Origin of the sequence: Rhodococcus sp. 008, from assembly GCF_001682295.1 — a bacterium.
GTDB lineage: Bacteria > Actinomycetota > Actinomycetes > Mycobacteriales > Mycobacteriaceae > Rhodococcus_F > Rhodococcus_F qingshengii.
In genome coordinates this window covers 5,082,981-5,107,845 of the sequence record NZ_CP012749.1, presented here as the reverse complement: position 1 = coordinate 5,107,845, position 24,865 = coordinate 5,082,981, and the positions used below count along the sequence as shown (strand labels likewise).

Genomic DNA, 24,865 nt, shown 5'->3' with positions numbered 1-24,865 from the left:
CGTAGACACCTACTTGCCTCGTGAACGGCGTTCCAGTTCGACTGCCCGTCGCATGGTTTCCCGAGCCCGGCTTCGGTCACCGGCATAGTCGTAGGCGCGAGCAAGTCGGAAGTTCTGCTTCCAGTTGTCCGGGTCTGCTTCCCAGTCGACCTTGATCTGGGCGAACAACTCGTCGGCAGCCGCTCGCTCGATCCGGCCCGAAGGCAATTTCGGAAGCGCAGACGCATCGACAGCGAGGCCCTCGTCGTGAATCTGCTGCGCGAGGCGCTGGTGCGTGAAGCCGGCACGGAGCGTGGCGATGACGAGCCACAGCCCCAGGAACGGCAGGATCAGCACGCCGATCCCGAGACCGATCGCGGCGCCGCCACCGTCCTGGATGAGCTGGATTCCGCGCTGGCCGAGCAGCACGAAGTACACCGCGAGCGCAATGCAAATCGCGACGATCAGTGCGACGGTGCGGGTGGTCTTGTTCATAGATCGAGAAAGGAATCGATACCGACCGTCAGACCCGGACGCGAGCCGATCTGGCGGACACCGAGCAGAACGCCCGGCGCGAACGAATTCCGGTCGATCGAGTCGTGGCGAATGGTCAGCGTCTCGCCCTGAGTTCCGAGAATCACTTCCTGATGCGCGACCAGTCCGGCCATCCGCACGGAGTGAACCCGGACGCCGTCGACGTCCGCTCCGCGCGCACCCTCGAGCTCGGTCGTGGTGGCGTCAGGACTGCGTCCCACGCCTACTTCCGCGCGAGCCTCGGCGATCATCGCGGCCGTTCGGTATGCGGTGCCCGAGGGAGCATCTGCCTTGTTGGGGTGATGGAGTTCGATGACCTCGACGGAATCGAAGAAGCGCGCCGCGGCAGCCGAGAAGCGCATCAACAGCACAGCACCGATGGCGAAGTTCGGGGCGATCAGAACACCCGTTGCCGGCTGGGCGTCGAGCCAGGACTGCACAGTCGCAAGCCTGGACTCGTCGAAACCGGTGGTGCCGATCACTGCGTGAATTCCGTTGGCCACGAGGAATTCCAGATTTCCCATGACGACGTCGGGGTGCGTGAAATCGACCACTACCTGAGTGCGGGTGTCGACAAACGTCTCGATGCGATCACCGGTGTCGACCTGAGCGACGAGTTCCAGATCGGGAGCAGCTTCCACTGCCTCGCAGATCGCTCGACCGACCTTGCCCTTGGCTCCCAGAACCCCGACCCTGATGGGTGCTGCACTCACGTCTTCCACGCTCCGTCCGATGCATTGTTTGAGGTGAAGCCTACGCAATCACCCCGATGCGCTCACCATCAGTCGGGCGGGAGTTATGTCACCACTGGCACACTGGACGTAGTGAGCAACCGTCCGCAAGTCCGCGAAACCGGCAACCTTCGACCACTCGAGTTGGCAACGGGTGCCGTCATGGCCGGATTCACGGTCGCGTTGTCCGTCATTGCCACGGTCATCCCCATGGCCAGCGCCCTCAACCTCGTGGCCGCCGTTCCGATGGGAATTGTTGCCCAGCGCTTCCGAGTCCGCGCCGTGACGACGGCCGGTATCTCGGCTACGGCAGTCGCCTTCGTCGCGGCGGGTTCGGGATCTGCGGCGGCGGTCGCATTGAGCGCTCTCCTCGGCGGAATCATCGGTACGGTCAAGCGGCGCGGTCTCGGCTTCGTCTCCGCATTGCTGTCGTCATTGGTCATCGGGCCCGCGCTGGCGTTGTTCTCCATAGTCCTGTTGCTTGTTCTCGCTCCGCTGCGCACCTTGTTGTTGACCTCGCTCGAGAACACCGCGTTGGGCGTGGCCGAGATCTTGAAGCGTGCCCCCACACTCGTCGGCGCAGCCGAATGGATCGAGAACAGCATCGGCTCGATCATCGACTACTGGTGGTTGTGGATCGGCGTGTCCATCATCTCCGGAATCGTCCTCAGTACCGTCGTCTCCTATTTCGTCCTCGGCGCCGTCCTCGACCGATTGGCTGCACTCCCTTCGGCCGACCCGCTCCAGACAGCACCCGACGACCGTCCGATCGATCCGTTGCCGGTCACTTTCGATCACGTGGGCTTCACCTATCCGGGTGCAACGACACCGGCCCTCGTCGACGTCAACTTCACCGTGCGACGAGGAGAGTTCGTCACCGTCGTCGGCCACAACGGCTCGGGCAAGTCCACACTCACCCGGTTGCTCGCCGGTCGCGCGCCGACTGTCGGGACGCTGACGAGACCCGGGTCCGCCGGTCTCGGCCGACACGGCGGAACCGCCGTCGTCCTCCAACGACCCGAAAGCCAGATCCTCGGAACCCGCGTCGCGGACGACGTCGTCTGGGGGCTTCCCCCCGAGTCGCATCCCGACGTCGATGCACTGCTGGCCGAGGTGGGACTCGCAGGCATGGGTATGCGTGAGACCTCCGGGCTGTCCGGTGGCGAGATGCAACGTCTGGCTGTTGCAGCCGCGCTGGCGCGGCGCCCCGCTCTGCTGATCGCGGACGAAGCCACCGCGATGGTCGATCAGGCCGGCCGGGAGGAATTGGTCTCGCTCCTTGCCGAACTTCCGCGACGCCACCCGATGGCCGTGGTACTGGTCACCCATCACCACGCCGACACCCGCAACGCAGATCGGGTGATTCAACTACAACGCGGACGGCAGATCGATCACCAACCAGGTTGGATGACGTCGACGTTCGGGGGTCCGCCGTCTGCGCCGTGGCCGGTCAGCACTCGAGCTGTCCTCCAACTCACCGATGTCACCCACACGTACAACGACCGGACTCCGTGGTCGCGGCGCGCACTGTCGGACGTCAATCTCACAATCGGCGACGGCGACGGGCTGCTGGTTCTGGGCGGCAACGGTTCCGGTAAATCGACTCTGGCCTGGATCATGGCGGGCTTGATCGCACCGAGCAAGGGAACCGCAGTCTTCGACGGCAAACCCGTCTCACGCCAACTCGGCACCGTCGGTCTCACGTTCCAGCATTCGCGACTGCAGCTGCAACGCCGAACCGTCGCCGAAGACATCGAGGCCGCCGGAGGTCCGGAGATCGGATCGGTGCAAGTCTCGTGGGCGCTCGACGCCGTCGGACTCGACCGTCACATCGCCGGCCGCAGCATCGACGAGTTGAGCGGCGGACAGATGCGACGCGTCGTCCTGGCCGGTCTCCTCGTGCGCCAACCGCGGGTACTCATCCTCGACGAACCGCTGGCCGGTCTGGATCCACCCGGTCGACACGAAATCCTGAACGTACTCAGGTGGATTCGTCGGAACGGAACCGCAGTAGTCGTCATCTCCCACGATGTCGACGGCATGGACGCCGTGTGCAGCAGAACAATTCGACTGTCGGAGGGTCGCATCCTCGACCCTGCCGCCAGCAGCGCCTTGGAAGGATCGACGACGTGACAACACTTCTGCGCGAAGTCCCGACTTCATCGCCGATCCACCGATTGTGGGCCGGAACGAAGATCGTTGCCGTCGTTCTCGTCAGCATCGTGGTCGTGACCGCTCCGTCCTGGCCGGCGATCGGCGTCGTACTCGGATTGTTGTTGCTGACCGCGGTGATCGGACGCATCCCCCCGACTGCAGTTCCGCGACCTCCGTGGTGGTTGTGGGCGCTGATCCTGCTCGGCGCGTTGATCAATCTTCCGATCGGCCTCGACGCAGTGTTCATCTACCTGCAAGCGGTGGCGTTCGGTCTTGTATTGCTCTGCGTCTCACTGATGTTGGCATGGACCACGTCGATGAGCGATGTGGCGCCGGCACTGGCAACACTCGGTAGACCGCTACGATTCCTCAAGATCCCGGTCGACGAGTGGGCGATCGCGACGGCCCTCTGCATTCGTTCACTTCCGCTCTTGATCGACGAGATGCTCACCCTGGTGGCGGCGCGACGACTACGCCCGAAAGCTGTGGTCAACAGCGCTGCCGACAATTCGATAGTCGATCTGATCACCACGACCATGTCGGTGGCAATTCGGCGCTCTGCCGAGATGGGTGAAGCGATCTCCGCTCGCGGGGGCACCGGTTTGATCGCGGCGTACCCCAAGCGCCCTCAGCTCGCCGACCTGTTCGCACTGACCGTCGTCATCGCCGCGTGCGTCAGCGCGGTTGTTTTGACTCTGGTTCTGCGCTGATCGGGTCACCACTGACAGAATTTCCCTGGGCGATGATCGCAGAACCCATCCAGCGCCGTAGGTATCGCCGCAGTTCTTCGTCGCTCCGCTTCGGGTCGCCGGGCGCGAGGAAAAACGACTGCATCGTCCGCAGGACGTATTCGACCAGTTCCTGAAGTGATGCGTCGTCGTATCCGAAACGCACCCAGTCCACGTCGAAGCGGGTGATCATCGCCATTCCGAAGGCCTGCGCCTCCTGAGAGGTCAGACCCTCGGGATGAAGACTCGAATTCGTGCTGGTGAGCAGAATGCCGAGATGCGGCGTTCGGTGGACCTGGGTCAGGGTGTAGACGACACCCTCGGTCATCGCCTCGACGGGATCTTCGATGCCGCTCACGTGTGTGGTGAGTCGATCGAGATAGCCGTCGACCGACGCGATCGCCGCTGCCCGCATCAGAGCGTCAGCGCTGGGAAAGTATCGATACACGGTCTGCCGGATCACGCCCAGTGACTCGGCGACGTCGCCGATGCTGATTTCCGAACTTGTCCGTCCGATCAACTCGACCGCGGCCTCGACAATGCGACGAGACGCATCTTCGTCACTGTCCGGTGGATTGCCGCCCCACCCACGCCTTCGTGCCACTGCCCACTTCCTCGCTCGAACGAGGCTCGAACCATGTCTTTGCGCTCGAAGTCCAAGAGCCACAGGCTAACACAGGCAGGTTTTGCGTCTGCGCCCCTCGAATTCACTCCCCTCGCCGAAAGTGAACATACAACTGCACACCAATATGTATGATTACCGCCACACGTGGCTTCGAGTGCCAGCGCGGCCACCTGACCAGCCCCTCCGAAAGACGAGGTTCGACAAGTGACCAACCTTCAACCCCGAAAAATGGACTTCGGATTCGAGGATCAGGACGTTCCCTTCCTGTGGAACCCGGAGAACCCGGCCTGGTCGAGCATGTCCAACGCGGTCTCGTTCCTGGCCATCGGTTTCGAGAAGATGATCGTGAAGATGATCATGCAGACCAAGTCGCGGATCAGCGATCCTGAAGTGGCCGAGGAAGCCGTGGCGTTCATGCGTCAGGAAGGCCATCACTCGACCGCGCACCGCCAGCATGTGAAGGCTCTGATCAGGCGCTACCCCGGACTACAGAACACGCTCGACGCTGTGATCGGTGAATTCGATCTACTGACCGAGGCGACCTCGCTGAACTACCGGCTTGCATACACCGCAGATCTAGAGGCGACCTTCACTCCGGTGTTCAAGCTGATGCTCGACAACGAGGCGACCTTGTTCCGCCCGGGAGACGACCGCGTCGCGTCACTGTTCATCTGGCACTTCGTCGAGGAGGTCGAGCATCGCAGCTCGGCACTGATCATCTTCAATTCCGTTGTCGGAAGCGAGCTTTACCGGATGCGAATGGCGCCGTCGATCTTCGCACACGTCATGAAGGTGATTCGTATCGCCTGCGCAGGCTTCAACCAGCACGTTCCGCTCTCCGAGCGGCAAGTCGACTCACTGTCGATGTTCGCCACCCACCGCACCAAGCAGAAGATTCTGACGTCGTTCGCTCCGTATCTGACCAAGGGCACGATGCCTCGCGCCTTCGATCACCTTCAACTCGGAGAACAACTCGTCGCACTCGGCGGTGTCTTCCGCAGCCAGATGCCCAATCACAACCCGGACCACGAGAAACTCCCCGCACTCGCCGACCAGTGGTTCAAGCGTTACGACGACGGCTACGACTGCACACGCTGGTACACCGCCGAATCTCAGGCACAAGCCGAGTCGATCACGTCAGGGGCCAACTGATGGCAGAACACTGCTCCCCCACGTTCTCCCAGCTCGCAACAGAACTCGGTTTCTCCTGTCAGGAAGCAGGTGGACTCGTCGAGTTCCGTAACCCCGCGGCGCTGGAGAACTGGACCCTGCCCGTCCTCGAATGGACCATCATCGTCGGCTCGGTGCTCGCACTGGTCCTGGCGATCGTGCGGTTGCGCCGCAACGGCGACCCCACCAATCTGGTTCTCTGGTTCGGCGCCACCGCCTACCTGTTCATCATCGAGCCTCCGCTGTACTTCCCGGCGGCGTTCGGCATCGAAGAACAAGTGGACACGATGTTCGCGCACAACGTGTTCACCGTCGACTTCATGTGGGGTCGACTGCCGCTGTACATCGTTGCCATCTATCCACTGATGGCGACGTTGGCCTTCGAAATAGTCAGAATGCTCGGCGTTTTCCGCAAATACGGTCCACTACTGGGCGCTGTCTGCGTCGGCTTCGTCCACCATGCGTTCTACGAAATCTTCGACCACCTGGGGCCCCAGTTGCGGTGGTGGGAGTGGTCGACGTCGAACCCGATCAACCAACCCATGTTCGACGCGGTTCCACTTCCCAGCGTGGTCGTCTTCGCCGCGCTGTGGCCGATGTCGTTGGCATTCTGCGTCCAGTACTTCGTCGGACGGCACGTCGATGCCGGCAAGCACTTCTCCGGACTTCAATTGGTATGGCGCACCATCGTGATCGGCCTGCTGGCCTCGCTGGGTACGTTCATTCTTCCGCTCCCGGCGACGGTCTTCGGTATGGGAAGCGACACTGTCCGCGGGTTCCTCTACGCCGCTGAACTTGCAGTCCTCACAGTGGTCGCGATCGTGGTTCTCGTCCGCCAATGGACGCACCTGCGCTCGGCAGAATCGAACACTCCTGCACACACCAACAGGTTCGTGCAGATCTACAGCGTGGTGTACCTGGTTGTCATGGCCGTCCTGTGGGCGAGTGCGCTTCCCGACTTCTTCGACGCGGTCGACGGTTCCACCAGCGCTGGAGATCCCATCGGGAACCTCTGGTACACAGTGGCGTGCTTCGTCATCGCAATCCTGTGCGTGAGCGCAACTTTCACCATTCCGAAGCGGAACTCCGGGACGGCCGACGCCGAGCTCCTCGGGGCAAACTCAGCGACTCCGGCTACCTAGGCGACCGGGACGAGACCGCTCGGGTCTCGTCCCGGTTTCTCGGTTTCACGGGACGCGGTGAGTCCACTCTTCGGTTCTGAACTTCGTGTCCACCAGCTTGCGCGCCTGCTCCAACTCCGAGTCCGTGTAATCGCTGTCGTGGGTGTCGTATTGACCTCGGAAGTGCTGCGCAAACGACTCCAGGATTGCTGCACGCGTCATTCCGGTCTGCGAACGCAGCGGATCGACGCGCTTGGCCGCACTCTTGGTTCCCTTGTCCGACATCTTCTCTCGTCCGATTCGCAACACCTGCGTCATCTTCTCAGCGTCGATGTCGTAGGCCATGGTCACGTGATGGAGCACAGTGCCGGACGCGAATCGTTTCTGAGCGGCGCCGGCGATCTTGCCCTTGTCCGAGGCGATGTCGTTGAGCGGCACATACCGAGCGTTGATACCGACCTCGGCAAGCGCTCCCATGACCCACTGATCGAGAAACGCGTAGGACTGCTCGAAACTCAAACCCTCGACCAATGACGCCGGTACTGCCAACGAGTACGTGATGCAGTTGCCCGGTTCCATGAACATCGCGCCGCCACCGGAGATTCGGCGCACCACCCCGATGCCGTACCGCGCAGCCGCCTCGGAGTCGACCTCGTTACGCACGGACTGGAACGATCCGATCACGACCAAGGGCGAGTCCCAGTCCCAGAAACGCAATGTCGGCGGACGCTCACCCGATGCGACCTCACGCGCGATGACCTCGTCCAGCGCGACGTGCATCGCGGGATCGAGAACCACCGGCGGGATGAGGTCGAAGGTGTGATCCGCCCAGCTCGTGGCGTGGCCGAGTGCGCGCCGGATCGCGATGCCGACCGACTGCGGCGTGAAGCCGATCATCGAGACGGACTCGTCGAGCGCAGTGGAGATGGCATGCGCCAACTGTTCTGCATCCGAGTCGGCGGGCATTCCGCGCAACGCCGCGTTGATGTCGTCGAGCGCGCTGTCGGGCTCGAGGAAGAAGTCCCCCGAGACTGCGACTTCGGACAGCCGACCGTCCGCCACCTCGACGTCGACCGCGACCAGTTTTCCACCAGGAACCTTGTACTCTCCACGCATCCGTCCAGCCTATCCCTGCGGGATTCTCTGCGGTGAGCGCCGTCGAAGATCACACCGCGCGCGCAGTGCGCATCTGTTCGGAAGGCAGGGCGACCAAGTAACCACACCTGTAAGTCGCTGCGGGGCTGCACAATCGCGCGGACGGGACCGCACGTGTCGACCCCTGGCAATTTGGCCGAGCAACGGCCCTGCTTCTGCCGACAGGCGAGATGATCTCTGTGGTGGGAGGATTGCCGCAACGAGCCAACTCCCTGGCGAGCCACAACGGAGGTAGACATGAAGGTCCCGGCGTTCCACTCGACGGTTCCTTCGGATCTCGACGTCTATCACGACAACGAAAGCTGCATTTTGGCCGCGCGCATCGCAGTGTCCCATCGTGCGCCCGGAGTCGACGGCCGACCGTGGTGCACTGCGTGTGCGTCTTTGGACTGACGAGCGACCACCAGCTCACTCACACCCACGTCGCCGATTCGGGGACAACCCCGTTGGCCCGAGCATTCGCATCGATGACAGCGCGGAGCCACACTGTCAGACCGGTCTCGACCTGCTCGTAGAACGCGGTGAATCCCGGATCGGCCACGTACATCCGTCCCAGACACACCTGCATCGAATGTGTGCAGTCGAAGTAAACCCCGATCGACGCTCGGTGCCGTTCTGCCAGCAAATTCGCCTCGCCGCTTCCCGGTTCGACACCGGATCGGCAGGCCAGCGCCAGATCTTCGTTGAGCGTCTCGACGCAGTCGGCGATCTTCTGCCAATCCTCAGCGGTCCTACCCGCCGACCGTTCCGCGTGCTGCGCCCACTGCGCACTGTCACCCCAACGCTCGTGCGCCTCAGGTCCCCATGACGGCTGCCAGTGTCGGCCGAAGATCGAGACCTGCTCGTGTGCCGGCAACAGCACACCCGACTTCCTGGCATCGATGATGCGATCCAAGGACTCGCCCAGTTCCTCCAAGTCGGCTATCCGTTGCCGCAACTCGGCGCGCTGCCCACGCAGCGTCTCGTCCACGTGGGCTGCGGGCGCATCGAGCAATATCCCGATCTCGTCGAGCGACAAACCCACGTCACGGTAGACAAGCACCCGGCCGATGCGACCGAGGTCCGCGTCGGTGTAAAGCCGGTAGCCCCCGTCACTGCGCCCGGACGGACGCACCAAACCGATTGCGTCCCAATGATGGAGGGTACGTACGGTTATGCCTAGTCGTGATGCGGCAGCACCGACAGTGAGAGCACTGTCTGCCTCGTCTCCGAAGAGTTGGTCCGTCACGTGATCCAGTCTGACAGACGCGGTTCGGGAGGCCACAGCGTCAGACCTCGGTTCAGTCGTCGGGTCCGTCAATTCCCATGCCTCGCAGATGCTCGGCCTCGGCACTGTTCGGGTCGTACGGACGAGCGGCCGTCATGATCACGCGCGCGTTCTCCGGTGTCACAATCTCCAACTCCAGTGAATTCCACGGCTTCAGATGTGGACCGCTGGTGCATCCGGGCCGCAATTCCTCACACGCCTGTGCTATCTGGTCCATCTGACTCAGCACACACGCAAAGCTCACACTGACGGACGGTGGTGAATCTGCACATTCGCCGGGCACGAGCAGAACGTCTTGAAATGCCCAGCGTCGCAGGTGCGTCAGTCGATCCGGTACCGAAAAGAGGTCGAAGAAACCGAGCCCACGGATCCAGAAGTCGGCAGATTCGGCCAGATCCGATGTCGGAACCGACACGAACATGGGCATTCCGTAGAGACCTCGGAACTGTTCCGGAGGCACGGCGTCTGTAGCGGGGACAGGGACGGGGCTGATGTCGAATGCCGGGTAAGTATCGGTCATGAAGCCATCGTGAGCCCTCACGCTACGTCAGGGTCAAATCGTGTGAAATCCGATCGAACCAGATTGCGCGATCACACCGTGCGTGCGAATGCGCCGTCGTCTGCGAATACCCGTTGGGCAAAGCGTTCGCCGATGAGATTGTGCGTCGCAGCGTCCGGATGGAGCTGATCGGGAAGCGGCAACTCTTCGTTCTCGGCCGCACCATAGAGATCGCACCCGTCGACGTAATGCAGATTGGGATCATCCGCCGATCGCTGGGTTACGATGCGCGCCAACTCTTCCCGAATAGAGCGCAGCGTCAGCTTTCCGGCTGCGCGCTCGGCGGGATCGCCGGTAGCAACGAATCGCATTTCGCCTCTGGCAAGCGCGTCGAAATCGAATGCACCAGGTCCAGGCGTGTCTTCGTGAATCGGGCAATAGACAGGCGAGACGACCAGCAGTGGAGCCACTGGATGACCGTCGCGGACCGTGTCGAGGAAGCCGTGCATTGCCGACGTGAAGGCCCGCAGGCGCATCACGTCGGAGTTGACCAGATTGATGCCCATCTTGATGCTGATGAGGTCGGCAGGAGTGTCTCGCATAGCGCGGGCGACGTACTGGTCCAGCAGAGCGCTGCCGCTGAACCCGAGGTTGATCAGATCCACGCCGCCGAGAGAGGCTGCGAGAGCAGGCCAAGTGCGGGAGGGACTTTCAGCGCCGGAGCCTTGACTGATCGAGCTTCCGTGATGGAGCCACACATCACGCTTCGTGCCGACTGCGAGTTCGAGCGGGGCGTCGGTTCGCAATGCGACAAGTTCGGTGGTTTCGTTGTGCGGCAACCAGATCTCGACGGTCTTGGATCGCGCGGGCAAGTCCGCGAAGCGGATGGTGCTGACGGGTCCGGATTGTCTCTGAGCGGTACCGGTCGCCATGTCGATCGTCACCGTGTTGCCACCCTCAGCGATTGCGTGCCCGGTTGGTTCGCCGTCGACGATCAGGTCGTACACCCCTTGCGGCCTCGGCGGAGCACCGATGTAGATCATTTTCGTGGGCAGAGTGTCGAGTTCGATGGCCGTAGCGCTGGTTCGGAACACCAGCCGCACTCCGGACGGTTGTGATTGCGCCATTGCCATCTGCCCGTCAGCGAATTGCGTGCGAGCTCTGGCAGGCAGACGGTGTGTCAGCACACCGCGTTCGGTCCGCTCGAGCTCGAGGGCTCCGCGCACGATGTCCTCGGAAATTACGGTAGTAATCCAGCTGCTCTGGCTGTTCATCTCATTCACCTGTAGATAAGTTGCGAAGGTTTTAACTACAGCACACAGTAATTTGCCTATACTATTTAGGCAAGCGGTTTCACTTCTCGACGAACAGGACCAACGGACATGCCTCGCGCAGGACTGACACCCGAACGCCTCGCCGTGGCGGGCGCCGAATTGGCCGACGAGGTGGGCTTCGAGCAGGTGACCGTATCGGCGGTCGCCAGAGCGTTCGACGTCAAGGTCGCAAGCCTGTACTCGCACGTGAAAAGTTCGAACGACCTCAAAACCAGAATCGCGCTGCTTGCCTTGGAAGAGATGGCCGACCAGGCTGCCGACGCCGTGGCCGGTCGGTCCGGCCGCGACGCCTTGACCGCCTTCGCGAACGTGTACCGCAACTACGCGAGGTCACACCCTGGTCGGTACGCCGCGTCACAGATGCGCCTCACCCCGGAGGCCGCGGCCGCGAGCGCGGGTTTCAGACACTCGCAGATGATGCGATCGATTCTGCGCGGGTACAACCTCACCGATCTCGATCAGACCCACGCAGTTCGGTTGCTCGGCAGCGTTTTTCATGGGTACGCCAGCCTCGAGCTGGGTGGATCGTTCAGCCACAGTGCACCGGACAGCGCCGAAAGCTGGGCAAGAATCCTCGAGGCTCTCGATTCGATGCTGACCAATTGGCCAGCGTCGAGTCCATGACCAGTCGTGATTCTTGCGCGCCAAGTTCTTGCGCCACTTGGTGATCGCACACGGCCAAGAAACCTCGGGCCCACCCCAGGAGCGGCGCCACACAATCGCGCGCTCCCGCAACCACAGGTCGCACTGGGACAGAAGAAGGTCCGAGTAGGCAAGAAGCCGGGCGTGGAGCTCCGCTTAGAGGAGAAGCTTGGCGCGCAGAGAGTCGACAGTGCCCTGGTCGACGCCGAGGCCCTCCCGTACGTAAGTATCCATACCGCCGTAGAGCCGGTCCACCTGTGCATACGCCGCATCGAGCCACGACAGGTCCACCGCGTCGTCCCGGCCCAGGTACGTGTTCGACGCCATGAAATCGGCACTGATGAACTCACGCGGGACACCCAGAATGGTCAGCAGGATCGCGGTACCCCAACCGGTGCGGTCCTTCCCTGCACTGCAGTGGTAGACGGTTGCGCCGTCGGAGTTGTTCGCGATCGCAGTCAGCAGGTCACGGAAGGCGACATCGGAACCACGGTAGTTGACCATGAACGGGTAGCCGATGCTCTGGCCGATGTTCGAGGTTCCCTTGACTGCGCCGTCGATCAACGCGCGACCGAGGGTCAGGGGAACGAACTCGTGGAACGCGATGCCGTGTTCGATACTGACGACGTCGGCGACCTGGTAGGTGACCCCGGCGGGGATCCGATCGGGATCCTCCGCACGTTCGGAGGCGTTGCGCAGGTCGACGTCGAGGGTCAGGTTCGCGGCGGTGAGTTTTGCCAGATCAGTCTCATTGAGCGAGCTGAGCTTGTTGGAACGGAACACCAGGCCTGTCCGGACGGTCCTGCCGTCGGTAGTCCGATACCCGCCGATGTCGCGGAAGTTCCGCGCCTCGTCGAGCCTGATCTCGGCCGCGGACGGCGGTGGGATCTCCGGCAGCGGCGGTTGCTCCCCGGACGATCCGAACTGACTCGAACCCAATTGCAGGTCGCCGCTCGAGGCGGAGGCGAGTGTGGGGCCTGTCAGGGCCGCACCCACGGCGACCAGCGCAGCGAGGGCGATTCCGAAAGGGCGCGCCCCTCGGCGGCGCGTGTAGGCAGTTGTCACCTTCATCCTCTCATTGGTTGTGCGGGATACCCCGCGCCCCGCAAACTCCCGTGCGAGATTACAAGGGTGGCACGCTCCTCGTCCCGACTTTGCTCCAGAAACCGGACATGTGTTCAGGTGCCCGGCCAGCCGCCATCCGGCAGGAAGAAGCTCTTGCCCGTCACTGCGTCGCCATCGACCACGCCGGGCCCGTTCGAACGACAGACCGCGGCCGCGGCGGCAGCCGTAACTGCACAGCGCCGAACAACTTCACTGTCGAGCAACTGCACGAATCTCCACCTCGAGCTGGTAACCGTTGGGACGAAATCAATCTCATGCGCTACCTGCCGTCGACCATGACCAGTGCAGGCTGAGGAATGTCGGACGAAGCGTCTGCGAGAGCAGCAAGAGTGCCGTCGAGCGCGACAAGGTCCGCACGACGACCCGGCGCCAAGATCCCCACCCGTCCTTCGTCATGGACCAAGTACGCACTGTCCACAGTCATGGCCTGCACTGCACGCTGCACTCCGATCCGTTGGTGGGCGCCAAGCACGGCACCGCCCATGGTCAGCCGATTCACAGCAGTCCTAATCGTCTGGAGGGGATCCATCGGCGTTATCGGGCAATCCGAGTGCAGCCCGAATTTCAAGCCGATGTCATCGGCGCACGCCAGCGGGTCCAGGTTGCCGGCTCTCTCAGGACCGAGGAAACGGTCACGGTGACGATCGCCCCAATGAAAAACATGGTTGACGAAAAAGCTCACCCCGATCTCGGCATCACGTATCGCCTCGAGATCCGCAGGCCTACTCACCTGGCAGTGCTCGATACGGTGCCGCGCTCGACGTCCGTCACTGCGGTGCGCACTGCGCAGCGCCGCGATGGCGGCGGCTACAGCCGCATCGCCGTTGGCGTGCACCGCGACCTGACCTCCCTCGCGGTGCACCTGGAGAACCATGTCGTCGAGTTGCTCCTGCGGATAGAGCAGATCACCGTGATGGTTCGGGCTGCAGGTATACGGAGTTCGCAAGGCTGCAGACAATCCTTGAATGGACCCATCCGCCCAGAATTTGGCGCCGGCCAGGCGGAAGCGTGACCCTGGGGCCGGTGCAGCCGTGAAAGCGATGTTCCTTTCCTCCAGTTCTGCGATCGCGAGATCACCCCGAAGGAAGCCAACCGTGTGCACGGGCATCTCGCCCATGGTGTCCAGGGCACGATAGGCGGCCAACTCCTGCATGCCCGCCGACAGGCCGACCCCTAAATCGTGGACGGTCGTGATTCCTCGCGAACGCGCCAGTGTCAAGCTACGCAGCAACGCGGTCTGCACCTCTGCCTGTGTCAGGTCTGGTATCGCGCCGCTCAACCGTGCCACGGCGTCGATTTCCCAGGCCATCCCTGTGAGCCTCCCGTCCGCCCCACGCGGAAACTGCGAGTCCCCGGGATCCACCGTCGATTCGTCGATGCCTGCAGTTGCAAGCGCAACAGTGTTTGCCACCGCAAAGTGCCCCGAGATGTGCAGAACGATGATCGGGCGGTCGGTGCAGACTGCGTCGAGGTCATCGCGTGTGAGATGGCGACCTTCTCGAAGTTGTGTGTCGTCGTACCCCCATCCACGTATCCAGCCGTGAGTGGGAGTGGAGTTCCGCAGAGCCCCTTGGATATCCGTGATCGAGGCGCACGGTGGCGTCCGGCAATCGGCCCATCCGTCAGTCAAGCCGGAGTAGGTCGGGTGAATGTGCGACTCGATCAGCCCCGGGATCACAGTAGCGCCGGCGAGATCGAGCCGACGAGTTTCCGGTCCGGCGTACTCCCCCATGTCCTTTCGACTTCCGGTGGCGACAACCAGGCCTCCATCGAGGACGAGCGCCTCAACCTGGGGTGACGCTGCGTCTTGGGTGAGGATTGCATCTGCGGTGAGTAGTGTCCGAGTCATCGGATATCCGCCTTCGTGGTCGGGGCTGCGGGGCAAGGCACTGGTGCCGATCGATTTTCTGCACGGAGGCCCGAAACCGCTTCGACAGGAGGCCACATCACTCGGGTGGCGGACACGAACAACACGTTCAGAACGAGCGCTGCGGCACCGATGTTCATGCCTTTGTCCGCCAACCACATCGATACCGTGCCGTGTGTGTCGAGGTACAGCCAGAGCACCAGCACGTCGCCGAGCACCACGCCCATCGCGAGCGCTGCCGGTCGCAGCTTCCATCCGAAGATCATCGTCGCGAACACCACCACGGCCTGGGTCACCCCGTAATACGCGGTATTCACCAGCGTCAGCAGCAATTGGGGTGCGGCGAGGGTGAGGATCAGCGACAGGCCGAGGTAGGCGACGATGACCCCGCGCACCCACACTCTCTGACGTGATTCGGGTATTCCAGGAACGATGTTTCGCGAGACGATCGAGCCGATTCCCAGCGCCGAGCCACACAGAACAACGATCGCGCACAGTGCCGCACCACCCGCCACCACTCCGGTCAGCCAGTCCGGGAGCACGAGACGGGACAGTTGCAGGAGCACCTCATTGGACTCTGCGCCCTCGAGCTTGTTGGGCAGCAATGAAATTGCGCCGAAGGCAGCAGCGACGAGGAAGGGATACATGAGCATGTACAGCGGGTTGAATCGGGCGACTCGCTTGAGGGTTGCCTCGGACTTCGCCGATAGCACCGCTTGCACGATGAAGGGGAAAACGAAAAAACCGAGTGACTGGAACACAATTGTGGTGAGAACGAAGGTCAGCGACGAACCGGTGACGGTGGATTGCGAGGCCTGCCCGGCCCCATGGGATGCCGCATCGGCAAAGAGCTTCGTGATACCGCCCGATTTGGCCGTGGCGGCCAGTCCGATCAGGATCGCTCCCAACAGCAGAGCTGCGTCCTTGACGTAAGACACGAACGCCGGTGCACGCACACCCGAAAGCAGGAGGAAGAGCAGAGCAAGCGCAGCGCCGACGAAAACCGCCACCGTCGGGTTGATGGTGATGCCAAGTCCGCTCAGTGCGACCTGGAGGCCGGCAAGCTGCAACTGCCCCCAGGGAATGAGGAAGACTACCGAGGCAATCGCGATTGTCAGTTCCAACCCGCGCGACCGAAAGTGCCGCCCTGCCACATCGGGCAGCGTCATCGCGTTATACCGCTTGCCTGCCCGCCAGAGATAGGGCGCAAAGAAGTATCCGATCGGGTAGGCAAGCAAGATGTATCCGATGAACCAGACGCCGTAGCTTGCCCCGTGGGCGTACACACCCCCGGGAAATCCAATGAGCGTGCCGATGCTGTAGGCCTCACCTGCTCCCAGGATGAAAACCAGCACGGGACCGAAAGACCGCCCGCCCACGAGGTAGTCGGAGATCTCTTTTTTGCTTCCACGGCGTGAAAGCACTCCGGCGCCGAGCGCGAGGAGTAGCACGAGCGTAAATGTTGCAGCGATCATGTCGGATCCCCGATCTCGGTCTTGGCCTGAGCCAGTTCGTTTCGTTCCGCTTCCTCGAAGTCCTTGCGGTCAAAGAACTTCCATGCCATGTGGAGACACAACGAGGTCAGCGGCATCCACAGGAAAAGCCACGCGAACAAAATGGGAAATCCGAGAACAGTCAGTTCGGATCCGGAGAGCGCAACTATCCCGCCCAGCACCCCGACGAACGGAACTCCGATTGCGAGCAAGGCACTCTTCGCCTCGTTGGACATGATTGTGGCTCCTTAGCCGTTGATCGATCCGGAGCAGATGAGGCGAGGGGCGTTTTGCCGTCGAATCGTCGTCCGGTCTAGCGTTGAGTGTGCCTCCCGTCACTATGGCGGGACCATGGGTGAACCCCGGAATCCACGACGCTCGTTCGTGAAATTCACGGGACGCAAGACCAAGCACGCACAAAGGAGTAACCCCGTGGACGTAACCGACGTCGAAGAAGAAGACACGATCCGACGGTTGTGTCGCGAGGTTTCCGACGAGCTCGAAGCGCTCACCGAGCGCGCGGTACAACAGATTCGCAGCGAACTCCCGGCCTACTCCGCGGTACCAGTGGCCGAGCAAGGCAACTACATCCGCAAACAGTTGTCCGCAATGCTGTGTGCCGTCGCCGAGAACGAAACGATCACCACAGAAGACACCGACCGAAACCGCGAACTCGGGCGCCGTCGCGCGATGCAAGGGCTCCCCCTCTCCGATGTCATCGAGACCTATCACATTGCATCTCGTGAGCTCTGGGACACGATGGTCCAGCGGTCCACGAAACCAACACACGAGCTGCTGCAAGCAGGCGGCAAACTTTGGGACCTCGTTCACGCCGCGACGAGCGCAGTCGCAGTCGGACACTCCGAGGCAACGCGCAGCGAGCAGGCCATCCGCGCCGGCGTTCGATACCGATTCTTCGAAACACTGCACAGTGCAACGGATATGGAACTGAGCAACGCCCGAGAGCTGGCACAAACCCTCGGATTCGAAACACAGAAATCGTTCCAAGCACTGTCGGCCGTCGAGGACGAATGGTCAGAAGCACAAGTGGAACACCTGCAACGAACCCTGGATTCCGTGCATGTTGTCGCGCATTGCAGTCGACATGGCTCCCGAGTAATCGTGATGTGTCAGGGCGAACCAACCGAAGTCATCCACGCAATCATGCGAGATCATCCACGAACGTCACTAGGTATCGGGATGCCCCGGGTCGGGCTCGTCGGCGCAGCTCAAAGCATCACCGACGCCGAGCGCACATTGCAGTTGGCGACAGCGCCGGGCACGACGGTCAGTTTTGCCGACGAATGGCTCATCGCCACTCTTGCCACCCACCAGGACGAGCTGCTGCCGCTTCTACAGGCCGGGGCATCTGTGGCCGAAGAGCACTCACATCTGATGGACGCCGTCCGCGCCTTCGCGCGAAGCGGGTTCTCTGTCAGCGCCGCCGCCCGTGACATCCACCTACATGCGAACTCTGTCACCTATCGACTCGACCGCTGGCAGCATCTGACTGGATGGGATGCGCGAACCCTCGACGGCCTGATGAAATCCATGGTGAGCCTCGAATTGTTTCATCGTAAAACGCTCGCCAAGATCTGACACCGAACACAGTCCGCTTTTCCTCGGCACACTGAACCGCGCCCGTGCTTGTCACGCGGGGTCGGAGTCGAGTCGATTCCGAAGCCAAGCACCCATATCTAGCGCAGCACGCCGGGCAACAGGCGTTGGATGGTTTGTAAATCCATGCGGGACATCAGGATAGAGACGCAAGTCGACGTCGTTTCCGGCCGCCGACAGTCGCGCCACCATGGCAAGGTTCTCTGCCAGGACCACGTCTTCTGATCCAACGACAACGAGGGTCGGCGGCAGGCCGCTGAGGTCGCCGAATGTCGGAGAAATATCCGGAAGAGTGCGATCATCGACATGGCCGACGTAGGCTTCGATGAAGTATTCGTCGCTGATGGTGCGGCCCGCGGGAGTCTGGGCACTGACGTCGTACGTGCCCGCTTCCAGCACCGCACCCGAAAATGCCTTGGCCAGACCTCGATCACGAAGGCGCAGCAACGTCGTCGTCACCAAGGTTGCTCCCGCCGACATGCCACCGATGGCGAGCCTGGTCGTCCCGAACCGTTCGGCAGCGACCTCAAGCAGCCACAAGGCGACTGCCTCACAATCGTCCGGCGCTGCCGGCCAAGGGAATTCCGGTGCAAGCCGGTAATCGACGGTAACCACTACTACCCCGACCTCGTCGGCAAGTCTCATGCTTCGGGCGTCAGCGCTGGCCGCTGAACTCATGTAGAAACCCCCACCCGGAAGATACAGATAGACCCCGTTGACATCGCCGTCTTTCGGAGTGACTACGCGCACCGAAACGGATCGGCCCTCGATGTCGAGTGTGTGTTCAACAGCCCGGCTCGCCGTGGGATCAACCACCCTGGATGCTCGCACCACAAGCAGTTCCTGCAGGGAACTCGGACCGACACCGGCAGGCCGCGACGCATAGAACGCTCGCGTACTCGCCAAATCGTCACGAGGCATTTGTTCGATCAGATCAGTCAATGCAAGCTTCACCAGGGCTCCCTCGGGTCGAGACTTGTCGACAATGATGACACCTCCAGCAGGAGCACGTGTCCGACGTGTTCTCGGCAACGCGGGGCCGTGACAGGTATGAGCAAACCGCGCCGGAAAGAGGTCTTCTCACGCTAGCCTCGACTCGGAATTGGACGTTTGTCTAGAAAGGTCGATGGATGCGTGCGCTGTTGCTTGCCACCCTCGCAATCCTGGTCCTCCAGATTGCAACTCCGGCGGCGAACGCTGCACCACCGGATCCGGGCTGGACTCTCCCCCAACTGACCGTCGCAGATCGAACGATCAAGGACGTCGACGGACGAACGGTGTTGCTCCGCGGCGTGAACGCCAACGGTCTCAATGACTACGCAACCAACGGCACCGGTCTACCCACCGTTACGCCGCTGGGAAGAACGGACTTCGCGCAGATGGCAGCGCTGGGCTTCAACGTCGTCCGACTCAACGTCGCGTGGTCCCTCCTGGAACCGACCCGCGGTGCATTCGACACTGCGTACGTCGACCGCGTTCGAGTAGCGGTCGAGGATGCAAAAGACCACGGCATCTACACCATTCTCGACATGCATCAGGATGCATGGGGCCCGTACGTCGGCACCCCGAGCGACCAGTCGTGCCCGTCTTTCATGGAGCCGGGAGTCGGCTGGGACGGCGCACCCGAGTGGGCAACCCTGACCGGCGGATGGACAACCTGCAACATCGGTGGACTCAGGGAAGCCGCACCCGCGATCGCCCATGCCTTCCAGGCGTTCTACGACGACGAGCAAGGAATCCAGAGTCGCCTCGTCGCGACGTGGGCGCGGTTGGCTGCCGAGTTCAAAGACGAACCAGCTGTAGCCGGATACGACCTGTTGAACGAACCGAACCCCGGCCTGCGCGATCCATTCACGGCAGCTGATCAGATCGGGCAGTTCTACAAGCGGGCTACCGACGCCATCAGACAGGCCGAAGCAGGAGGATTTCCACACCTCGTGTTCTTCGAGCCCAGCGCGATCTGGTCGGCTTTCGGCCTCGACGCGCTGCCTCCACGCCATTACCTGACCGATCCCCTGGTGGTCTTCTCGCCCCATCTCTACAGCGAATCGATAACGGTCAGTAGCGAATTTCCCGGAATCGAAGACGGATTCAAGATCGCCGACCTCGCTGCCGCCTGGTACGACGCACCGTTGTGGACAGGTGAATGGGGTTGGTTCGGCGACGCCGACGAGCAGAGAGCAGACGTCGACCGCTTCGTCGATGCCACCGACAAGTACCGGATGGGCGGCGCGTGGTGGTCGTGGACACAAGCGTGCGGTGACCCCCACCCGGTTCGCGACGGCAATACCCACCAGCCACAGGGAAATCTGAATCGCATCGACTGCCCGTCCGGTGAATCACTCGGGCTCGTAGAGGGATTCGCCGCGCCACTCTCGCGAGCGTATCCGCGGGCAGCGCCCGGCACGCTGACGGAGGTATCGCGTGACGGGTTTGACGGGAGCGGCACCGGACGGGTCGAGGCCTGGTACCCCGGCACCGACCGGCCACAGCTCGAGACCACGAATCTCTCCGACGTCCGACTGTCCCCGATCGAGGGCGGATGGCAACTGATCGGCCACGCCGACGGCGACTACGCGGTCAAGCGCGCCTGATCGAACGATCATCCGGGAATCGCGCGTTCACACCACGCGAAAGAGCGGGTATCAGAAGATTCCGCCAATTCCCTTGCCGATCAGAACAACTCCGACGACCAAGATCAACACACTCATCACCGTGGTGTTGTTGTCCTGGAGCCAGACTTTGAGATTGGCCAACGGCTTTCGCAGGCGATCAGCAGCCACCACGTATCCGATGACCGGGATCGCGACAGTTGAACTGGCGATGACCGTGAAGACGAGAATCGAGGTGATCGCTCCGCTGGTCGCCAACGACGCCGAGCCGATCGACACTCCGGCCGCGATGCACATGAGCAGGTTCTTCGGGTTGATCGCGGCGAGCGCGAATCCAAGGCCCAATCCCTTGGCCGCGGTCATCTCGTCGACGGCTTGCATCCACTTCGGTGTTTCGTGCTCGCCGCTGCGCCCCCGCCACTGCTTGACCCCGACGGCCAACAGAAGGACACCGAGAGCTAGTTTGATCCACGAAACCGTGGCGGACGGTCCGTCGTCTGACGTGCTGACGACACTGGACAAGATGACGAAAAGAACTGTAGCGATGAAGATTCCGAGTAACCAGCCCACCGCGAACCCGGCGCTGGTGCTACCCGCTCGCTTGGAGAGCAACATCAAGATAGTGGCGATGACGGCCACCGGCGACACGGCGACACCGACGGCCAATGGGAGAAGTTCTCCGACAACGGAACCCATGTCAAAACTCATTTCTGATTGCAGCAAGCAGGATAGGCGGTAGGCGAGAAAAGGCGCCCCTGTCCGCCACGACGGACAACAGAGCACAGCTGATACCGCTGCGCGACAATGCTGACACTGCGAGCGCCTGCGTAGTTGATGCCTCATTCGAAAGGGATGAGTGCCTGAACCGCAGGCCTCGATTCCCCACCGAAGATCGCGAAAAGACTTGGCTAACGGTGTGTCGGCTGCGCTCGCAGCAGAGCGCAGCCGACATCATCGAGGAGGATCACCAGACACAATCTCGAGTAGTGACCTCACGCGTAAAGACGGGTTACTTCGCGCAGCCACTGCCCTCGAACGCGAGCTTGGACGTATATTGCCCGTCCGGCAAATACTCTCCCATCACGGCCTTCTCGTCGCCGGGCGTCTTGGTATCGTGTGCAGCGTGGCTGAAGTCCTTGGCCGGCAGCATGTTCCGCATGATCAAGAGGGAATCGTCGGGATGCCCTGCGCCGTCACCGGCCGGCGAGAGCGAAAGCCATGACACCCCACATTCCTTCGTAGCGTTTGCGGGTCGGTCTTCAGGGAGCGACGCGACAATCGTGTAGCGACCATCCGCATCAGTGGCCATCTGCTCGTCGAACAGACACGTCGCTACCTTCGTCGTTGCCAGCGATTCATTGCTGCACATCGACCAGAACCGCATGTCGACTGCGCTGTCGAGATTCTTTGCGCCGCCTGTCGTCTTCGGAGTCCTCGGCAACTCTCCCCGAAGTACTAGAACTTCGCCGAACCCACGGTTGACTTCGGCGGTGACGTAGCTGTTGTCGATGTTGGAGTACTGCCCGCCCACCCGCTGGGGTGTGCCATCGCATTTGCCGAGATAGGTACAGCCGAGCGTGAACTCGGCGCTGTAGTACGCCCGCCAGACTGGTGTCTGCTCGGAAGGGAATGTCGCAGGCTTGCCCGGTTGGTCACGCAATGCCTTGTACGTGTCCAGCGGCAGCGAAGCCGGCTTCAAGATTCCGTTGTCCGCACCGACCGCTGAACACAGATCCTGCCCGCGCAACACCTGACCACCGGAAAGGTGCAGCTCTGGCTCCGGCAGTCCAACGCCGCCGGTGAGATCACGCCCGTTGTCCGGCAGGTAGATGCGATAAAGCAGGCTTATCCGGTCCTGACCTGGCACACCGGCATACAAGGTGTTGGGTTTCGGCTCAGCAGGCGAGGCCTCGTTGAGGACGGAAGCCGTGTACGACCTGGCACTTTCGTTCGATCGATCGGCACCGGGAAGATAGGTGTTGCGCGAACCTGCGTCGGGAGCTGTCGAAATGTCATTGAGGACGGCGGTCGGCATCGCGGTTGCCGCGTTGTACGAGTTCAACGACTGATAGCGAGCATGCGCATACTGCCCTCGGATAACCAACTCGGCGTTCTCGGGGATTGTGAACTGCGCAGCCCAGTAAATCGCCGCAGTGTCAGGAAAGGCGTAGTTGAGCTGTGGGTCCGCGCGCTCGGGATTGATCGGCACGGACCAGAAGCAGGTCGACACCGGATGCTCGACGTCCGGTCCGCCGGATCCGAAATCGACAGAACCAGATTCGGATCCGCTAGCCGAACCGGTTCCTGATCCGGATCCGCTCGACGAACCGAAATCGACAGATCCGACCGCCGGCGCGGCGACCGCGGACCCAGCCCCGGCAAATACAGTGATCGCGCTCAGCGCCACCGCAGCTACGAGTGTTCTTGATGAATGCATCGCGCTCCTTGTTAGATAGCTGACAAACAGTGATAGAACGATCTAGAGCGAGTACTCCCGGTCCAACGACGAGAGACCGTCACGAGGTCCGCACTCCGCACTACTACTTGGTGGGTTGAAAGTCGTTCGTCAGAGCGCCGCGAATCGCGTCGGTGTCCGACTGAGACCAGTTGTCGGGGTGCAGGATCCGCGCCCACATGTCCGCCGCCTCGGCACCGTAGTTGTGCCCGTGACCTGGCGGAACGTCCGCCGAGAAGACCATGTCGAGTGTCACCTGCCAGAATGTCACGAACGGTATCCACGTCATTCCCGGATCGACATCACGGCCGAGAGGCTCGGCAAGCCAGTCCGGCTTGTTCAGAAGCAGGTCGAAAGACCACCAGACAATTGGGTCGCTGGCGTGCTGCCAGTACACGACGCGTGAGTCGTTCCACGGCGCATCCAGTTCGAGATCCTCCGGATAGGCAGCGAAACGAATCGACTGCCCGTCGTCGATCACCGGCACGGCTTCCCGTGAGCCGGAGTCACGACTGCTGGTGATCTCCTGCCATTGAGCGGTGAAGTTCGGAGTCCCCGACCACAACGCCCCATCCACCCGCGTCGCCATGTCCTGTGCTCCCGCGAACGCGGCCTGTCCCCCGTACGATCCGAGGCTCTCGCCGAAAACGACAAGCTTGGGGCGCTTGTCGAGCGGCAGATCGATCCACTTCGCATAGACAGAGTTGAACAGCGCCCGGCCTGCGGCCATCGGGGTTTCGCGATCGGCGATGAATGCCAAAGGGCTGGGAAGGAACGAGTACTGCATCGCCGCGATGGCGGTATCGCCGCCCTGGACGTATTCGAAAGCGGACGCCACGTCGTCGTTCACCCAGCCGCGGCCGGTGGTGGTCACTACTGCCAGGACGGCACGGTCGAAGCCGCCGGTGCGCTCGAGTTCGTTGACGACCCGCTGCGCGACACCGTCGACGGAATCCGACGACTCACGGCCGGCGTACACGCGGATGGGTTGCTTCGCGTCCCGGCCGGTCAGCGCGGAAATCTGCACCGCAGACGGCCCGCTACCCATGAAAGTGCGACCCTCCTTGCCCAGCGAATCCCATGCCTCGGCAGACATGGGTGAACCACTGCGTTCGGCGATCAGAGGCTGGTCGATACCATCGGGCGTGTCGTTGTCCGCGCCGGAGAAACTCCAGTTCGCAAAAGCGATGAGCCCGTTGTAGAGGGCACCGTTGACGACGAAGATCGCCAACGCGAAGACGACGACCAAGCTCGCGACTTTCGCTGCTTCCTTGGGAACAAACCGCAGAGCAACGGCAGCGAGCCCTCTGGTGAGATGCCGCAGACCGCGACCCGCCTCCAACAAGATCAACCACACCACCAGCGAAATCAGCAGCACCAGAAGATAGTTCGCCCGGTTCACGCGAGGCGCCTCGACCAGATCACGGACGATCTGCTGCCACCACGAACCCAAGATCAGAAAAAGAGGCACCAATATCACTGCCAGTACGGCGAGTACGGCCCAACCGATCCGCTTGGTCCGGTCCGACCATCTCGGTTCGACTCCGCATTTGCGGATCATCCACGCCACGATCACACCGATGGCGTACCCGGTGGCGACGGAAATACCGGTTGCCACGCCCTGCAGGTACCACGCGCGCGGTAAGAGGGACGGGCTCATCGAGAGGACGAAAAACACCAGACCGAACGACAACCCGACCGAGTGCAGTGTCTTGCCGTAGCGCCGCACACCTTCCCACACACGTTTCATGCCCGAA

At 62.1% G+C, this 24,865-nt stretch carries 24 protein-coding genes; 8 read left to right on the top strand and 16 right to left on the bottom strand.

Going from position 1 to position 24,865, the window contains the following annotated elements:
• Positions 1–9: 9 nt before the first annotated feature.
• Positions 10–474: a hypothetical protein gene (locus tag AOT96_RS23785; RefSeq protein ID WP_003942246.1), complete on the bottom strand. Its 465-nt coding sequence runs from the start codon at positions 472–474 to the stop codon at positions 10–12.
• Positions 471–1,226 carry a 4-hydroxy-tetrahydrodipicolinate reductase gene (dapB, locus tag AOT96_RS23780; protein WP_378397116.1) on the bottom strand — a complete coding sequence of 252 codons (756 nt, stop codon included), beginning with the start codon at positions 1,224–1,226 and terminating at the stop codon, positions 471–473. Before dapB ends, AOT96_RS23785 begins: the two co-directional genes overlap by 4 nt.
• A 111-nt stretch (positions 1,227–1,337) precedes the next feature.
• On the opposite strand from dapB, the gene AOT96_RS23775 reads away from it, so the two are divergent.
• The gene (locus AOT96_RS23775) at positions 1,338–3,377 is read left to right on the top strand and encodes an ATP-binding cassette domain-containing protein (protein WP_030535578.1); all 2,040 of its coding nucleotides are present in this window, start codon (positions 1,338–1,340) and stop codon (positions 3,375–3,377) included.
• A complete protein-coding gene (locus tag AOT96_RS23770) occupies positions 3,374–4,108 on the top strand; it encodes an energy-coupling factor transporter transmembrane component T family protein (RefSeq protein ID WP_030535579.1) in 735 nt (244 codons plus the stop codon). Before AOT96_RS23775 ends, AOT96_RS23770 begins: the two co-directional genes overlap by 4 nt.
• On the opposite strand, the gene AOT96_RS23765 is transcribed toward AOT96_RS23770, so the two are convergent.
• Complete coding sequence (locus AOT96_RS23765) at positions 4,074–4,730, bottom strand: TetR/AcrR family transcriptional regulator (protein WP_007735111.1); 657 nt, start codon at positions 4,728–4,730, stop codon at positions 4,074–4,076. The genes AOT96_RS23770 and AOT96_RS23765 overlap by 35 nt on opposite strands.
• Positions 4,731–4,955: 225 nt before the next feature.
• Between AOT96_RS23765 and AOT96_RS23760 the strand changes: the two genes are divergently transcribed.
• On the top strand, positions 4,956–5,903 hold the full coding sequence (locus AOT96_RS23760; RefSeq protein ID WP_030535581.1) for a metal-dependent hydrolase: 948 nt from the start codon (positions 4,956–4,958) through the stop codon (positions 5,901–5,903).
• Complete coding sequence (locus AOT96_RS23755; RefSeq protein WP_030535582.1) at positions 5,903–7,063, top strand: DUF7802 domain-containing protein; 1,161 nt, start codon at positions 5,903–5,905, stop codon at positions 7,061–7,063. Before AOT96_RS23760 ends, AOT96_RS23755 begins: the two co-directional genes overlap by 1 nt.
• A gap of 45 nt (positions 7,064–7,108) precedes the next feature.
• Here AOT96_RS23755 and AOT96_RS23750 read toward each other — a convergent pair whose 3' ends face one another.
• Positions 7,109–8,158: a lipoate--protein ligase family protein gene (locus AOT96_RS23750; protein WP_003942269.1), complete on the bottom strand. Its 1,050-nt coding sequence runs from the start codon at positions 8,156–8,158 to the stop codon at positions 7,109–7,111.
• 276 nt (positions 8,159–8,434) lie between these two features.
• Here AOT96_RS23750 and AOT96_RS35805 point away from each other — a divergent pair, with 276 nt between their 5' ends.
• Complete coding sequence (locus tag AOT96_RS35805) at positions 8,435–8,590, top strand: hypothetical protein (protein ID WP_003942131.1); 156 nt, start codon at positions 8,435–8,437, stop codon at positions 8,588–8,590.
• A 19-nt stretch (positions 8,591–8,609) separates the two neighbouring features.
• Here AOT96_RS35805 and AOT96_RS23745 read toward each other — a convergent pair whose 3' ends face one another.
• From AOT96_RS23745 to AOT96_RS23735, 3 genes are all read right to left on the bottom strand, one after another.
• Positions 8,610–9,425: a MerR family transcriptional regulator gene (locus AOT96_RS23745; RefSeq protein WP_051720812.1), complete on the bottom strand. Its 816-nt coding sequence runs from the start codon at positions 9,423–9,425 to the stop codon at positions 8,610–8,612.
• Positions 9,426–9,477: 52 nt separating this feature from the next.
• Entirely contained in the window at positions 9,478–9,984 is a 507-nt protein-coding gene (locus tag AOT96_RS23740; RefSeq protein WP_030535584.1) for a glyoxalase/bleomycin resistance/dioxygenase family protein, read from the bottom strand.
• 71 nt (positions 9,985–10,055) lie between these two features.
• Positions 10,056–11,237, bottom strand: coding sequence for a GDSL-type esterase/lipase family protein (locus tag AOT96_RS23735; RefSeq protein WP_065352398.1), 1,182 nt, complete (start codon positions 11,235–11,237; stop codon positions 10,056–10,058).
• A 108-nt stretch (positions 11,238–11,345) separates the two neighbouring features.
• Here AOT96_RS23735 and AOT96_RS23730 point away from each other — a divergent pair, with 108 nt between their 5' ends.
• Positions 11,346–11,921 carry a TetR/AcrR family transcriptional regulator gene (locus AOT96_RS23730; RefSeq protein WP_030535586.1) on the top strand — a complete coding sequence of 192 codons (576 nt, stop codon included), beginning with the start codon at positions 11,346–11,348 and terminating at the stop codon, positions 11,919–11,921.
• A 174-nt stretch (positions 11,922–12,095) separates the two neighbouring features.
• Here the strand turns inward: AOT96_RS23730 and AOT96_RS23725 are convergent, their stop codons facing one another.
• The 5 genes from AOT96_RS23725 to AOT96_RS23710 all read right to left on the bottom strand — a co-directional run bounded on the left by AOT96_RS23725 (position 12,096) and on the right by AOT96_RS23710 (position 16,660).
• Complete coding sequence (locus AOT96_RS23725) at positions 12,096–13,010, bottom strand: tyrosine-protein phosphatase (RefSeq protein ID WP_030535587.1); 915 nt, start codon at positions 13,008–13,010, stop codon at positions 12,096–12,098.
• A 107-nt stretch (positions 13,011–13,117) separates the two neighbouring features.
• Positions 13,118–13,273: a hypothetical protein gene (locus tag AOT96_RS35415; protein ID WP_155277914.1), complete on the bottom strand. Its 156-nt coding sequence runs from the start codon at positions 13,271–13,273 to the stop codon at positions 13,118–13,120.
• Between the two features lie 50 nt (positions 13,274–13,323).
• Positions 13,324–14,913 (bottom strand): amidohydrolase, encoded by a 1,590-nt coding sequence (locus tag AOT96_RS23720; protein WP_007735103.1) that lies wholly within the window; start codon positions 14,911–14,913, stop codon positions 13,324–13,326.
• Positions 14,910–16,406: a sodium:solute symporter family protein gene (locus tag AOT96_RS23715; protein WP_030535588.1), complete on the bottom strand. Its 1,497-nt coding sequence runs from the start codon at positions 16,404–16,406 to the stop codon at positions 14,910–14,912. Before AOT96_RS23715 ends, AOT96_RS23720 begins: the two co-directional genes overlap by 4 nt.
• The gene (locus AOT96_RS23710) at positions 16,403–16,660 is read right to left on the bottom strand and encodes a DUF3311 domain-containing protein (RefSeq protein ID WP_003942271.1); all 258 of its coding nucleotides are present in this window, start codon (positions 16,658–16,660) and stop codon (positions 16,403–16,405) included. The genes AOT96_RS23715 and AOT96_RS23710 overlap by 4 nt, the downstream gene beginning before the upstream one ends.
• Before the next feature lie 196 nt (positions 16,661–16,856).
• On the opposite strand from AOT96_RS23710, the gene AOT96_RS23705 reads away from it, so the two are divergent.
• The gene (locus AOT96_RS23705; RefSeq protein WP_030535589.1) at positions 16,857–18,023 is read left to right on the top strand and encodes a PucR family transcriptional regulator; all 1,167 of its coding nucleotides are present in this window, start codon (positions 16,857–16,859) and stop codon (positions 18,021–18,023) included.
• A 51-nt stretch (positions 18,024–18,074) separates the two neighbouring features.
• Here AOT96_RS23705 and AOT96_RS23700 read toward each other — a convergent pair whose 3' ends face one another.
• Positions 18,075–18,995, bottom strand: a complete 921-nt coding sequence (locus tag AOT96_RS23700; RefSeq protein WP_030535590.1) for an alpha/beta hydrolase — start codon at positions 18,993–18,995, stop codon at positions 18,075–18,077.
• Between the two features lie 176 nt (positions 18,996–19,171).
• Between AOT96_RS23700 and AOT96_RS23695 the strand changes: the two genes are divergently transcribed.
• The gene (locus tag AOT96_RS23695) at positions 19,172–20,635 is read left to right on the top strand and encodes a glycoside hydrolase family 5 protein (protein WP_030535591.1); all 1,464 of its coding nucleotides are present in this window, start codon (positions 19,172–19,174) and stop codon (positions 20,633–20,635) included.
• A 51-nt stretch (positions 20,636–20,686) separates the two neighbouring features.
• Here the strand turns inward: AOT96_RS23695 and AOT96_RS23690 are convergent, their stop codons facing one another.
• The 3 genes from AOT96_RS23690 to AOT96_RS23680 all read right to left on the bottom strand — a co-directional run bounded on the left by AOT96_RS23690 (position 20,687) and on the right by AOT96_RS23680 (position 24,858).
• Positions 20,687–21,349 carry a GAP family protein gene (locus AOT96_RS23690; protein WP_030535592.1) on the bottom strand — a complete coding sequence of 221 codons (663 nt, stop codon included), beginning with the start codon at positions 21,347–21,349 and terminating at the stop codon, positions 20,687–20,689.
• A gap of 313 nt (positions 21,350–21,662) precedes the next feature.
• Positions 21,663–23,090 (bottom strand): hypothetical protein, encoded by a 1,428-nt coding sequence (locus tag AOT96_RS23685; RefSeq protein ID WP_054827139.1) that lies wholly within the window; start codon positions 23,088–23,090, stop codon positions 21,663–21,665.
• Between the two features lie 103 nt (positions 23,091–23,193).
• Positions 23,194–24,858 carry an alpha/beta hydrolase gene (locus AOT96_RS23680; RefSeq protein ID WP_065352397.1) on the bottom strand — a complete coding sequence of 555 codons (1,665 nt, stop codon included), beginning with the start codon at positions 24,856–24,858 and terminating at the stop codon, positions 23,194–23,196.
• Between the last annotated feature and the right edge of the window lie 7 nt (positions 24,859–24,865).

Excerpts from the sequence above, each read along its gene's own strand:
- AOT96_RS23690 (WP_030535592.1), bottom strand. The coding sequence starts at position 21,349 with ATGGGTTCCGTTGTCGGAGAACTTCTCCCATTGGCCGTCGGTGTCGCC.
- AOT96_RS23685 (WP_054827139.1), bottom strand. The coding sequence starts at position 23,090 with ATGCATTCATCAAGAACACTCGTAGCTGCGGTGGCGCTGAGCGCGATC.
- AOT96_RS23710 (WP_003942271.1), bottom strand. The coding sequence starts at position 16,660 with ATGTCCAACGAGGCGAAGAGTGCCTTGCTCGCAATCGGAGTTCCGTTC.
- AOT96_RS23680 (WP_065352397.1), bottom strand. The coding sequence starts at position 24,858 with ATGAAACGTGTGTGGGAAGGTGTGCGGCGCTACGGCAAGACACTGCAC.
- AOT96_RS23785 (WP_003942246.1), bottom strand. The coding sequence starts at position 474 with ATGAACAAGACCACCCGCACCGTCGCACTGATCGTCGCGATTTGCATT.
- AOT96_RS35805 (WP_003942131.1), top strand. The coding sequence starts at position 8,435 with ATGAAGGTCCCGGCGTTCCACTCGACGGTTCCTTCGGATCTCGACGTC.
- AOT96_RS23730 (WP_030535586.1), top strand. The coding sequence starts at position 11,346 with ATGCCTCGCGCAGGACTGACACCCGAACGCCTCGCCGTGGCGGGCGCC.
- AOT96_RS23715 (WP_030535588.1), bottom strand. The coding sequence starts at position 16,406 with ATGATCGCTGCAACATTTACGCTCGTGCTACTCCTCGCGCTCGGCGCC.
- AOT96_RS23695 (WP_030535591.1), top strand. The coding sequence starts at position 19,172 with ATGCGTGCGCTGTTGCTTGCCACCCTCGCAATCCTGGTCCTCCAGATT.
- AOT96_RS23735 (WP_065352398.1), bottom strand. The coding sequence starts at position 11,237 with ATGAACAGCCAGAGCAGCTGGATTACTACCGTAATTTCCGAGGACATC.
- AOT96_RS23720 (WP_007735103.1), bottom strand. The coding sequence starts at position 14,913 with ATGACTCGGACACTACTCACCGCAGATGCAATCCTCACCCAAGACGCA.
- AOT96_RS23750 (WP_003942269.1), bottom strand. The coding sequence starts at position 8,158 with ATGCGTGGAGAGTACAAGGTTCCTGGTGGAAAACTGGTCGCGGTCGAC.
- AOT96_RS23755 (WP_030535582.1), top strand. The coding sequence starts at position 5,903 with ATGGCAGAACACTGCTCCCCCACGTTCTCCCAGCTCGCAACAGAACTC.
- AOT96_RS23725 (WP_030535587.1), bottom strand. The coding sequence starts at position 13,010 with ATGAAGGTGACAACTGCCTACACGCGCCGCCGAGGGGCGCGCCCTTTC.
- AOT96_RS23740 (WP_030535584.1), bottom strand. The coding sequence starts at position 9,984 with ATGACCGATACTTACCCGGCATTCGACATCAGCCCCGTCCCTGTCCCC.